Origin of the sequence: Streptomyces sp. URMC 123 (genome assembly GCF_051386515.1) — a bacterium.
Taxonomy (GTDB): Bacteria; Actinomycetota; Actinomycetes; order Streptomycetales; family Streptomycetaceae; genus Streptomyces.
This window is the reverse complement of the sequence record NZ_JBPQTV010000195.1, coordinates 1-11,908: the sequence shown is the minus strand read 5'-3', so window position 1 is coordinate 11,908 and position 11,908 is coordinate 1. Positions and strand designations below refer to the sequence as shown.

Sequence of the window (11,908 nt, the reverse complement as noted above, 5' to 3'; positions counted from 1 at the left end):
GCCCCGGCCCGGCCCCCGACCCCGGTCAGCCGGCGGGCGCGACGGCGGTCTCCGCGGGGATCTCCGCCGCCGGAGCGGGCAGCCCGGCCAGCACCCGGAGCACCTCGCCGATCCGCTCCCGCGCCACCGGGTCGGTGACGACCCCGTCCGCGCCGATCGCCGCGGGGAGCACGGGGACGCTCGCGCAGGCGGACTCCACGACGGCGGCGCCGGTGTAGCCGAGCACGGTGCGCAGCGTGGCCTCCGCGCCCCGGCCGCGGCCCGGGGCGGCGGCGTTCACCCAGGCCACGGGCTTGTCGCAGATCTCCGTGCCGCCGACCGTCCAGTCCAGCAGATTCTTGAACGCCCCCGGGAGGGTGCCCGCGTACTCCGGGGCGCAGATCAGGACGGCGGTCGCCTCGTCGATCGCCGCCCGCAGCCCGGCCACGGCCGGGGGCAGCGGGTCGGTGTCGTCATCGGGGTTGAAGTGCGGAAGGGCGGCCAGGCCGTCGTAGAGGACGGTGCGCACCCCCGGGGGCGCCACGGCCCGCGCCGTGCGCAGGACGGCCTCGTTGGAAGAACCGGACCGCAAACTTCCGGACAGCAGCAGGATGACGGGCGAGGAGGACATCCGCTCAATCTACCGCCCGTCGGGCCGGCGGCCCGCCAGCCGCCGCGACGCCCCGTCAGCCGCCGCGGTGCCCCGACCGGTGCCGTTCCCCGACAGGTGCCGCTCCCCGGCCCGAGCCGCCCCCGGTCAGGGCGCGTCGGCGACGCGCTGCTCCAGGAGGGCGATCTTGCCGTCGAGGGGGCGGTCCATGCCCGGCCACAGATCCGCCTTGAGCACCAGCTGCACGCGGGGCGCCTTCGCGGCCACCGCTTCCGCCGCGCGGCGGACGACGTCCATCACCTCGTCCCACTCGCCCTCGATCATCGTGTACATCGAGTCGGAGCGGTTGGGGAGGCCGGATTCGCGGACGATCCTCACCGCGTCGGCGACGAGGTCGGCGACGTTCTCGTCGACCCCCATGGGCGTCAGGGCGAAGGCGATGAGCACAGGTTTCCTCTTTCTCGAATTTCCCGAATTTCTCGAATGACTCGGGTTCCTGGGTTCTCGGTTCTCGGGTTCTCCCGGGTTTCCGCGGCTTCTCCGGTTCGGCGGGTCGCGCCGCCGGTTTCAGCGGGTCGCACCGCGCAGTGACGTCCGGAACGCGTCGACGGCCGGCGACCGATACGCGGCGGACACCGCCAGCAGATGGCGTACCTCGTCCGGGAGGCCGTTCGCCCCGGGGCCCGCGAGATTGGCCGTCTGGGTCTCCGCGGGCGCGCCCGTACGCCTGGCGTGCAGCGCCGCGCTGAGCCAGCAGGCGGTGATGTACGCCTCCACCTGGCGCTCCGGAACGCCCTGCGCGTCGACATGCCGGCGGGCGGCGTCGAGGGCCGAGGGGCTGACGTAGTTCCGCAGCACGATCATCGCGTCCCGGATCTCGATGACCCTGCGGTACAGGCGCAGTTGCGGCGGCACCAGGACCGCCGCCAGGCGATGCGCCGGCGCGAGCACCACGTCGGGCGTGGCGGAGGTGAGATCCCGCCACAGCGGATCGAGGCCGCGGTGGGTCCGCCGCACCTCGGACAGCTCCGCGACGCGCGCCACCAGCGGCAGCGCGACACCCACCGCGATGAACAGCGCCTCCACGCCGGTGACCGGCGAGAACAGCGGCGCGAAGGCGGGCGAACGGGTCGCCAGATAGGCGAGCTTGAGCCCCCACAGCACCGACGCCAGCAGAATGCCCGTGCCGAACAGCCGCAGCCCGTAGCGCAGCAGCCGCGGCGTGCCGTGTCGGCCCTGGCTCCAGCAGACGACACCACAGGTGGTGTCGGCGATCAGATGGAAGGCGAAGAAGAGCCCCCAGTAGGCGTCGGGCACCCCCGGGGCCTCGGGGGACGGCTCGATGCGGTTGCGCGCGTGCGGCGGCGCGCCGAGGTCCAGCAGCACCAGCGCCACCATGACGCCGAGGGCGGCGCCGAAGACCAGGGCGGTGTGCCGCCGGCGCCCCGCGGCGCCGCAGATGAACCACAGCACCGCGGCGGCGTCGACGATGCTGAACAGATGCTTCGTCAGGTCCACCCAGTGCGCCCCGGGCACCACCCGCGCCAGGACGGCCGTGACGGGTTCCAGATGCATCGACATCGCGAGCGCGATCATGAGGATGGCGAGCCACAGCGGCCGCTGCTCCCGGTCGCGGACGCCCTGGGGGGCGCGGGCGACCACCACGACCCACAGGGCGACGATGCCGACCGTCTCTAAGAGCGAGGTGGGCATGCCGCTCCCGGGTGCCGCAGCCCTCGCAGGCCCATCGCGGACTCCAGCCCGCCGAGCATCCCGGAGAGCGCGGTGGGCGCCGGCACCCGGCCCGCGGCCTCCAGGATGAGGCTGGCGATCATCTCCGCCTCCTGCTCCTGCTCGTCGGAGTAGCGCAGCCGGGGCAGGATGCGGCGCACGGACTCCGGGTCCGCGATGTCGACATGGCGGAACAGGCGCCGGTCGTCGACCGCCGAGCAGTGGTCGAACACCATGTGCCCGATCTCGTGCACGATGATGTGCTCCTGGTGGAGGGGGCTGGTCTGGCCGTCGTAGAAGATGTAGTCCCCGCGCTCCGCCGAGAGCCAGATGCCCGACGGGGTGCCGGGGACCGTGGGGGTCGGCAGGGTGAGCAGCCGCAGCGGACGGCCGCGGTCGGCGGCGAGTTGGGCGCACAGCCGCTGGGCGGAGAACGGTTCGGGCAGCGCGATGTCGCCGATCACCTTCTGGCACCGCCGGCGCAGACGCCTCCAGCGCATCTCGGTCGATTCTCCCGGGCTCGTCGGGGCAGGGGGACAGATGACCTCGTACCGATCGTCGCGTCGCATCACGTCACCCCGCGGCCCGCTCGGAGAGCCTGCTCTCGACGGTCCGTCCTCGACGGTCCGCTCTCGACGATCCTCATCGATCGTCCACCCTAGTCCGCGTTCGGACACCTGTCCGCCGATCAAACGCTCCGGCCGGATCGCTTCGCTCCGCGTGTCTCTTCCGTGGCGTTCGGCAGGGCGTGGGCGTGGTCGCTCGGCGCGGCCCCGGCGGGGCGCGGTCGCGCCCCGCGGCGGTGGAGGCGGGCCAGGACGAGGACCGTGTCGTCGACGGGTGGGCCGGGCACCAGGCGGGCGAGGACCCGGTCCGCCGCGGCCTCCAGCGCGCGGTGGTCCCGCGCCGTCGCCGCGCCGCAGTCGCGCAGTGCGTGGCGGAGCGCGCGCAGGCCCTGGTCCAGATCCTGGCCGGGCGCCTCGATGAGGCCATCGGTGTACAGGGCGAGCGTCCCGCCCCCGGGGAGGTCCACGCAGGTCGACTCGAAGGCGCACCCGCCGACCCCCAGCGGCACGCCCAGCACGTCGTCGACGGTGTCGATCCGGCCGTCCGGGTGGAGCACGAGGGGCGGCGGATGGCCGGCGCTGGACATCGTCACCCGGCCGGTGGCGGGGTCGTACACGGCGTACAGGCAGGTCGCGAACTCGATGCCCGCCTCCTGGGCGATGCTGTCGAGCTCGGCGAGCAGCTCCTGCGGCTCCTGGCCCCGCCGGGCGAGGGCCTTCGCCGTGATCCGGAGCTTGCCCATGGCGGCGGCGGCCGGCACGCCGTGCCCCATGACGTCCCCGACGACCAGCGCGACGCGCTCCCGCGGCAGTTTCACCACGTCGTACCAGTCGCCGCCGACCTCCGTGATCCGGCCGCCCGGCAGATAGCGGTGGACGATGTCGACATGGGGGCCGCTCGCCAGCGAGCTGGGCAGCAGGGCGCGCTGGAGGGTGAGCGCGATGTCCCGCTCCCTGCTGTACAGGCGCGCGTTGTCCAGGCAGAGCGCGGCGCGGGAGGCGAGCTCCGCGGCCAGCTTGAGGTCCTGCTCGGTGAACGCGGGCCGGCCCCCGGCCCGGCCGAACATGGCGACGCCCTGGATCGTGTCCCGGGCGATGAGCGGGGCCAGGATCAGGCACTCCAGTCCGCTGTCGGCCAGCAGCCGGGCGCGGGCGGGGTCCAGCACGGTCCGGTCGATGAACTCCTGATCGACACTGGCGGCGATGGGGCGGCCGGTGCGCAGCATCTCGTGGAGCGTGGAGCCCGCGGGGTAGCGCACGTTCTCCAGCCCGCTGACCAGGGCCGTCGCCGGTGGCGGCAGGACCGTTCCGGTGGCGATCCGCCGGGTGGCCAGCGGCAGCGAGGGGTCGAACACCTCCCGCTCGTCGGCCCAGCGCACCAGCTCGACCACGGCGGCGTCGGCGAACTCCGGGACGGCGGCGTCCACCAGCTCCTGGGCCGTGACGCGCAGGTCCAGGGTGGTGCCGATGCGGGCCGTGGCCCGGTTGAGCAGCGCCAGCCGCTGGCGGTTCGCCGTCGCCTCCACGATGGCCCGCTCCCGGTCGGTCACGTCGACCATCAGACCGCCGACGCCCGGGCGAGTGCCGACCGCCCGGCTGAGCGGGAAGAAGCTCACCGAGCGCACCTGGTCCCGGTCGGGGCGGCCGGGGGTGCGGGTGCCCACCAGCATGCCCACGATCGGCCGGCCCTCGGTGGCCACGGTCCGCAGCAGCCGCTCGTACGCCCCGCCGTCCGAGGTGATCATGACGTCGCCGAGCCGCCGGCCGAGGTGGTCCTCGATGGACATCCCGTCCATGTCGGCGAGCGCCTGGTTGACGTGCGCGTACCGCAGGTCCTCGTCGAGCATCACCAGCCCGATGGGGCAGTTCTTGAAGAGCGCGTCGAGGAAGGCGAGATTGGTCTTGACCCGGTCGAGCTCGTCGCTGCGGCTCGCCAGGGCCATGACGACGGAGCGGCCGCCGGGGCCGGCGACGGGGAAGGCGCGGAAGCCGCAGTCGAAGACGGTGCCGTCGCGGTGGCCGACGGTCAGCCGCCCGCGCCAGTAGCCGTCCGCGCGGCCGCGCTCCAGCATCCGGGTGACTTCCTCGCCCTCCCCGGGCCGCGACCGGGTCGGCGCCGGGGCGAGGAAGGGCGAGAGGGGACGGGACAGGGCCTCCTCGGCGGTGTAGCCGAAGAGGCCGTGCGCGCCGGGGCCCCAGTAGCAGATGCGGTTGTCGTCGTCGACGCCGAGCACCGCCACGGCCACGTTCTCCAGCAGCGACCCGGGCTCGGACCGGAGGGAACCGTGGACCGCCTCGTCGTTCGGCCGGTCAGGTGGCACGGGTGCTCCCTTTCCTCCGCCGTCCGACGGCCGGCGCGCGGTCCGGACGGCATGTACGCCCACCAATTATCTCCTCGGTGGTGCAAAAGGGGACATTCGGAACGGCGCGGGGGCGGCGGCACCGGGGGACGCACGGGAAGCGGAATTGGTGGTGCGGGTTCCGTTCAGCGCGGGGGCGCGCGGCCCGAGCGACCGCTCGGAGTGGTGCGGGCCCCGTGCCCGGCCGACGGGACACATCCGCTCGTCCCACGCCCATGCCGTTACGGGGCCTTTCCCTCGACATGACGGGTATGTCATGTCCGTATCCACCAGTGGACTCCCGAGCGAGGGGACACCGCATGGCCGAGGCCACCACGGGACGCGCGCCGGGCTCCAGCCCGTTCGACAGGGGCTGGTACCAGTACGAGAAGGCGTATCCGCACTCGTCCGTGGCGATCGGTGCCGCGCTCCTGTGCACGGGGGAGACGCCGAGCAGGGACGACCTGCGGCTGCTGCTGACCATGGGGGTCGAGGCCTACCCCGGTCTGGGCGGTGGCTCCGCGCCCGGGAGCACCGACTCCGTGGACGACCACCTGTTCGAACACCGTACGCCGCCCGGCTCCGGCGACCAGGGTCTGCGCGACGCGCTCGACGCCGTCTCCGCCCAACCCCTGCCGGCCGTGCCCTGGGGGATCTGGATCGTGCACGGCTACGCCCCGGGGCGGTTCGCCTTCGTCGTCCGCTTCCACCACGGGCACACCGACGGAGCCCTGCTGTCGGAGTTCGGGGACCGCCTGCTGGCCGGCGCGGCCGGGCGCCCCGGGGGACGCCCGCGCGAGCCGGTCCGCGGCCGCCCCCCGCGCACCCGGCTGACCACCGCGCTGCGGGAGGGGCGCGAACTCCTCGACGGCCCGCGCCCCGCCTGCCACCCGCTGCCCCGGGGCGCGATCGCGCTCACCGGACGCCCGCACTACTGCTGGGGGGCCGTCGACCTGGACCGCCTGCGCCGGATCGCCGGGCGGTACGACGCCACCGTCAACGACCTCTATCTCACCGCGCTCGCCGGTGCCCTGCGCGCCTGGGCGCCGGACGACCACTGGCTCCGCGGCAGCCGGCCGGTGCGGGCACACGTGTACATCAACCTGCGCCGGGGCGACTCCGGCGGCCGCATGGGCAACCAGCTGACGGGCACCCAGGTACGGCTGCCGTGCCGGGAGACCGACCCGGTGCGGCGCCTCGCCGAGGTGAGGCGGAGGACCGACCGCATCAGGAGCGCCGTGCGCTCGCCCGACGTCGGCTCCCTCACCCGGCTGCTGCCCGCCCGGTTCGGGCTCCTCCTGCTGCTCCTGGGCCTCCACCCGTCCCGGGTCACCCTGCTCGCCACCCGCGTGCCGGGCCCCCGGCAGCGGATGTCGCTGTTCGGCCGCACGGTCACCGAGATGGTGCCGCTGGTCTTCCTGCCCGCCGGGCAGGCGCTCTCCGTCTGTCTGGGCGACTACGGGGACACGGCCTGTGTGTCCTTCGTGGTGGACCGGGCCGTCGCCGGGGGCGAGGAACTGCCCCGGCTGTGGCTGCGGGAGATCGACCGGCTGGAGCGGGCGGCGGGGCCGACGGCGCGGCCGCCGACGCGGCGGGCCACCCCCCGGAACGCGGACGTCCCCCGCGACGAACCCATGTGAGCCACCCCGGCCGGCACGGACGAACACGACCCTGGAGGCACACGCATGGATGTCGAAGCCGAGATCAAGGAACAACTCACCGGCCACTTCGGAGTGGACGAGGAACAGGTCCGGCCCGAGGCCACCCTGGCGGAACTGGGCATGGACTCCCTGGCGTTCATGGAGCTCCTGGTCATCCTGGAGCAGCGGGCCGGGGTCGCCGTCGCCGAGCACCTGAGCGACATCAACCCGAGCACCACGCTCGCCGAGACCGTCAGCCGCCTGGAGACGGTGCTGGCCGCCGCCCATGGCGCCACGAGGACCGCTGCCGGCCACGGCACCGGAAAGGCCCCCACCGGCGCCCCCGCCCGCGAGGCCCGCGGTGGTCGCCTGGGCGGCGCACCGTGACCCGCCCACGCGGCGAGCCGGTCGCCGTCACCGGGCTGGGCCTCGTCTCCCCGGCGGGCGTGGGCGTGCCGGCCAACTGGCACACGCTGTGCGCCGGGGAGTCCACCGCGAGCCCGGACCCGGTCCTCGCCGACACGCCCGTCCTGTTCTCCTGCCGGGTGCCGGACTTCGACGCGGCCGCGCTCCTCGGCCGCCGGCTGACCTGGCGCACCGACGGCTTCATCCACTTCGCCGTCCTCACCGCCCGGGAGGCCGTGCGCGACGCGGGCCTCGACCCCGGGGCGTGGCACGCCGACCGGGTCGCGGTCGTCGTCGGCGTCGGCGGCACCAGCCAGGAGTCCGGGGGCCGCGAGTACCCGAAGCTGGTGGCCGGGCGGCACGACGCCGTCAGCCCCACCATGGTGCCGCGGAGCGTGCCCAACATGGCCGCCGGCGAGATCGCCATCGACCTCGGCGCGACGGGGCCCAATCTGTGCACCTCCACCGCCTGCGCGTCCGGGGCCACCGCCATCGGCATCGCCCGGGAACTGCTGCGCTCCGGCGCCTGCGACGTCGCCATCACCGGCGGCAGCGAGTCCGCGCGCAACTCCCCCTACGCCGCCCTGCCCTTCTGGCGCATGGGCCTGCTCTCCCCCCGCACCGACGACCCGGCACGGGCCTCGCGCCCCTTCGACGCCGACCGCGACGGCTTCGTCCTCGGCGAGGGCGCGGGCATGCTGGTCCTGGAACGGCCCGACGACGCCCGGCGGCGCGGTGCCCGCGTCCACGCCCTGCTGGCGGGGTCCGCCTCCACGGCGGACGCCCACCACCCCACCGCCCCGCACCCCGAGGGCGACGGCGCGCGGCGCGCCCTGCTGGGCGCGCTGGCGGACGCGGGACTCGCGCCCCGCGACATCGACCACGTCAACGCGCACGCCACCTCGACCCCGCGCAACGACCTGATCGAGGGCCGGGTGCTGGGCGAGCTGTTCCCGCACGCCCCGCCCGTCACGGCGACCAAGAGCGTCATCGGCCACGCCCTGGGCGCGGCCGGCGCCATCGAGGCCGTGTGCACCGTCCTCGCCCTCGTCCGGCAGCGCGTCCACCCCACGGCCAACCTGGAGCGCCAGGACCCGGCCCTCGATCTCGACGTCGTGGTGGGCACGCCCCGGGAGGGCCCGCTGCACACCGCCGTCACCCTCTCCCTCGGCTTCGGCGGCCAGAACACCGCGCTCGTCTTCCGCACCCCGTGACGGCCCGAGCCGATGGCCGAGCCGACGGTCCGAGCCGACGGTCCGAGCCGCGTACGGTCCCGGCGCGCGACGGGTCGTACGCCGTCGGGCGTACGGGGGCGAGCGCGCGCCGTCCGAAACCCTTCGCTCTTCCCCGCGCGCCCCAGCGACACTCCACCCACCCCTGTGCACCATCCGGGGCGGGCCCGCGGCCTGAGGGGCCCGCGACCGGTGCTCCGCCGCGGCTCCCCGGCCGTCCGGGGCCCCGTCGAGAAGCCGCGTCGAGGAGCCGCGTCGGGGAGCCACGGCGGGTCGCGAGCCGTTCGGCTCGCCGGTACGAGCAGTGGGGGGCATGGTGATCGAAACAGTAGTCCGCAGCGAGGACCTACCCGTGGGCGAACGGTTCGACCGGTGGTGCCAGACGGCCTTCCACGCCATGGTGCCCACCCTGGTCCAGGGGACCGACGACACCGACCCGGAGGACTTCCGCGCCTGCGTGCGCGTGCTCGACTTCGGAGCCGTGCACGTCTCCGAGCTGACGCACCCGCCCCTGCGGCTGCACCGGACCCCACGGCTCATCCGGCGCTCCGACCCCGAGGCGTACCAGCTGCTGCTCCCGCTGCAGGGCAGCGTCGGCCTCGCCCAGAGTGGCAGACAGGCGCTGCTGCGCCCGCGCGACCTGCTGCTGTACGACACCTCCCGGCCCTTCCACAGCGAGGCCGCCGACCCCGCCGGCGCCGGCGTCCGGGGCATGGTCGCGCGCTTCCCCAAGGCGATGTTCCCCTTCCGCCACGAGGCGCTGGACCGGATCACCGCCGTGCGGCTCGCCGGCGACACCGGGATGGGGGCGCTCCTCGTCCGCCACCTCACCGAACTCGCCGGGCAGGCGGCCCACTACCGGGTGGCGGACGCCGCCCGGCTGGCCACCGTCGCCGTCGACCTGCTGGCCGCCTGGTGCGCCCACCACCTGGAGGCGGAGTCCGCCCTGACGCCCGAGGCACACCACCGGGCCCTCCAGACGCGCATCCACGCGTTCGTGCAACAGCGGCTGGGCGACCCGCGGTTGACGCCCGACGCCATCGCCGCCGCCCACCAGATCTCCACGCGCCACCTCTACAAGCTCTTCCAGGAGCAGGGCCTGACCGTCGCCGGGTGGATACGCCAGCGCCGCCTGGAGCGCTGCCGCCGCGACCTGGCCGATCCCCGGCTGGACTCCCGACCCGTCCACGCCATCGCTGCCCGCTGGGGGTTCACCAGCGACGCCCACTTCAGCCGGCTCTTCCGCGCCGTCCACGGCATGACCCCCACCGAGTACCGCTTCCTCATGCGGTACGAGCGCGGCGTGCGTGAACCGTCAACGGCCGTGCGGGGGCCGTCAAGGACTTCCGGGCCCTCCGGCGGCACGCTCGGGACGGGACCCTCGCCGGCGGCCGAACCCGCCGTCGACGGCGTTCCCTGAGCGCGCACCGCCGAAGGCCGTCGAACGCCTCGCCGTCTCCCCGGCCGGCCGCGCGCGCCCGCGAACGACCGGAAGGAGAAGCACACGTGACAGTTCCCTGTCGCATCGCACCGCGCACGGCGGCTTTCCCGGCGGGCGCGCCCAGCCCGTTCATCGCGTGGGCGGACGGACCACGCCCGTACGGGCCCCTGGGCGCACGGGCCTCCACGGGGGCGTCCGCCGACGGCTCCACCGACGGCCCGGCCGGGGCCTCCCCGGGGCCGGCGGGCACCCCGCGGCCCGCCCGGCCCGCACGGGCAGCCCACGTCGCGGAGGGCCGCCCCGGCGGGCGCCGCCGAGCGCTGCCCGAGGGCGTCTGGGCCTGCCGCGCCTTCCGCGCCCCGGCGGACCGGCCGTACGACGGCCTGCGGCTGCCCACCTGCACGGTCACCCTGCTGCTGCTCGTCGAGGGCGAGCTGCGGCTGACCGGCGCGTCCGGCCGGGCCCGGGTGACCGCGCCCGGCGCGCTGCTGGTCGGCCCGCACGTCCACGCCGTGGAGGGCGAGTACGACGGGCCCGCGGGGGCGCCGCCGCACGGCATGGAGGTGACGCTCGCCCCCTGGTTCGCGTACACCCTGCGCGGGGAGCGCCTGGACCGGCTCGCCGACAGGGTGGTCGACGCGGCCGACGCGCTGGGCGGCCGCGCCCGACGGCTCACCGAACGGCTCGCCGCGGCCGCCACCGGGGACGAGCGGCTCGCGGTGCTGAACGCCGCGCTCACCCGCTGGGCGGCGGCCGGCCCGGCCCCCGCGCCGCCCGTGATCCGCGCCTGGCGCGACCTCGCCCGCGCCCGCGGCAACGCCCCCATCGCGGAGCTCGCCCGCGCGGTGGGCTGGTCGCAGAGCCAGCTGACGCGGCGGTTCCGCGAACACACCGGGCTGGCCCCCAAGGCGGCCGCCCGGGTGCTGCGGCTCCAGGAGGCGTTGGGCCTGCTCGCGTCCGGCCGCACCGCGGCGGAGGCGGCGGCCGCGGTGGGCTTCTGCGACCAGGCGCACTTCGGCCGGGAGTGCAAGGTGATGACGGGCCGCAGCCCGGGCCGTTTCCAGGGCCGCCCCCTGCCCCTGGACCGCCGCGAGGCGACGGCCCCCGGGGGCTAGGTCGTGTCCGGAAAGTCATGGGAGCCGGAGTCGGAGGCAGGCGAGGGTGACCACGGCCTGGTAGTGGCTGGCGCGTTTGTCGTAGCGGGTGGCCAGGGCCCGGTTCTGCTTGAGCCGGTTGAAGCAGCGCATCCGTCAGTTCATGTCGACGCACCACGAACAGAGCAACGAGCGATCGATTTTCCGGACACTCCCTAGGACCTGTCCGACGGGTCCTGCCCTCGCTCTCATATAGGTGAACTCCGGGCTGGAGATGTACCGGTCATCGGCTCCGACTGCTCTGCTGTGGAGTGTTCCTTGGAGCCGCCTGGGTCCGCCGGTGTGGCCAGGAAGTGAGGGGGTCTGAGATGGCTCGTTCGAGAAGCCAACGTCCGTGGAAAGCCGCCCTGCTGGCAGCAGTGAGCGCGTTCATGTTCATCGCGGCACCTGCGCCGGTACACGCCTCCGGTGGCCACCGGGCAGCGGCTGCAACCGGGTACCTGAATCTGCATCAGTGCATGTACTACAACGGGGGCGCCGGTGACCTGACGACCGCCGTGGTGTCCGTGCCGCCATGGGCCAGTCGGGACTGGTCGACAGGCACGAACATCTCCAACACCGCGGACACGAGGGCCTCGTGCGGCTCGGGCGGCGACTACGTCCTCCACTCGGCGGTGGTGAAGACCTTCGACCTAACGGCGGGCAGGTACCTGAATCTGCATCAGTGCACGTACTACAACGGGGGCGCCGGTGACCTGACGACCGCCGTGGTGTCCGTGCCGCCATGGGCTAGCCGGGACTGGTCGACAGGCACGAACATCTCCAACACCGCGGACACGAGGGCCTCGTGCGGCTCGGGCGGCGACTACGT

The 11,908-nt window shown here is 74.7% G+C and carries 11 protein-coding genes and 1 pseudogene; 6 read left to right on the top strand and 6 right to left on the bottom strand.

Going from position 1 to position 11,908, the window contains the following annotated elements:
• Nucleotides 1–25: 25 nt before the first annotated feature.
• From ACSNOD_RS20985 to ACSNOD_RS20965, 5 genes are all read right to left on the bottom strand, one after another.
• Nucleotides 26–610 carry an NADPH-dependent FMN reductase gene (locus tag ACSNOD_RS20985; RefSeq protein ID WP_436768536.1) on the bottom strand — a complete coding sequence of 195 codons (585 nt, stop codon included), beginning with the start codon at nucleotides 608–610 and terminating at the stop codon, nucleotides 26–28.
• Between the two features lie 126 nt (nucleotides 611–736).
• A complete protein-coding gene (locus tag ACSNOD_RS20980; protein ID WP_436768535.1) occupies nucleotides 737–1,036 on the bottom strand; it encodes a thiamine-binding protein in 300 nt (99 codons plus the stop codon).
• A gap of 120 nt (nucleotides 1,037–1,156) precedes the next feature.
• Complete coding sequence (locus tag ACSNOD_RS20975; RefSeq protein WP_436768534.1) at nucleotides 1,157–2,302, bottom strand: MAB_1171c family putative transporter; 1,146 nt, start codon at nucleotides 2,300–2,302, stop codon at nucleotides 1,157–1,159.
• Complete coding sequence (locus ACSNOD_RS20970) at nucleotides 2,284–2,820, bottom strand: hypothetical protein (protein ID WP_436768533.1); 537 nt, start codon at nucleotides 2,818–2,820, stop codon at nucleotides 2,284–2,286. The genes ACSNOD_RS20975 and ACSNOD_RS20970 overlap by 19 nt, the downstream gene beginning before the upstream one ends.
• Nucleotides 2,821–3,008: 188 nt before the next feature.
• The gene (locus tag ACSNOD_RS20965) at nucleotides 3,009–5,207 is read right to left on the bottom strand and encodes a SpoIIE family protein phosphatase (RefSeq protein WP_436768532.1); all 2,199 of its coding nucleotides are present in this window, start codon (nucleotides 5,205–5,207) and stop codon (nucleotides 3,009–3,011) included.
• A gap of 338 nt (nucleotides 5,208–5,545) precedes the next feature.
• Between ACSNOD_RS20965 and ACSNOD_RS20960 the strand changes: the two genes are divergently transcribed.
• The 5 genes from ACSNOD_RS20960 to ACSNOD_RS20940 all read left to right on the top strand — a co-directional run bounded on the left by ACSNOD_RS20960 (nucleotide 5,546) and on the right by ACSNOD_RS20940 (nucleotide 11,058).
• A complete protein-coding gene (locus tag ACSNOD_RS20960) occupies nucleotides 5,546–6,865 on the top strand; it encodes a WS/DGAT domain-containing protein (RefSeq protein WP_436768531.1) in 1,320 nt (439 codons plus the stop codon).
• Between the two features lie 45 nt (nucleotides 6,866–6,910).
• A complete protein-coding gene (locus ACSNOD_RS20955; protein WP_436768530.1) occupies nucleotides 6,911–7,252 on the top strand; it encodes an acyl carrier protein in 342 nt (113 codons plus the stop codon).
• Nucleotides 7,249–8,484, top strand: coding sequence for a beta-ketoacyl-[acyl-carrier-protein] synthase family protein (locus ACSNOD_RS20950; protein ID WP_436768529.1), 1,236 nt, complete (start codon nucleotides 7,249–7,251; stop codon nucleotides 8,482–8,484). Before ACSNOD_RS20955 ends, ACSNOD_RS20950 begins: the two co-directional genes overlap by 4 nt.
• A 370-nt stretch (nucleotides 8,485–8,854) precedes the next feature.
• Entirely contained in the window at nucleotides 8,855–9,922 is a 1,068-nt protein-coding gene (locus tag ACSNOD_RS20945) for a helix-turn-helix domain-containing protein (protein WP_436768528.1), read from the top strand.
• 86 nt (nucleotides 9,923–10,008) lie between these two features.
• Nucleotides 10,009–11,058 carry a helix-turn-helix domain-containing protein gene (locus tag ACSNOD_RS20940; protein ID WP_436768527.1) on the top strand — a complete coding sequence of 350 codons (1,050 nt, stop codon included), beginning with the start codon at nucleotides 10,009–10,011 and terminating at the stop codon, nucleotides 11,056–11,058.
• Between the two features lie 15 nt (nucleotides 11,059–11,073).
• On the opposite strand, the pseudogene ACSNOD_RS20935 reads toward ACSNOD_RS20940, so the two are convergent.
• Nucleotides 11,074–11,187, bottom strand: a pseudogene (locus ACSNOD_RS20935) (IS5/IS1182 family transposase); the annotation flags it as partial.
• Between the two features lie 269 nt (nucleotides 11,188–11,456).
• Here ACSNOD_RS20935 and ACSNOD_RS20930 point away from each other — a divergent pair.
• On the top strand, nucleotides 11,457–11,908 hold a 452-nt coding region (locus ACSNOD_RS20930), incomplete at its 3' end, for a hypothetical protein (RefSeq protein ID WP_436768526.1).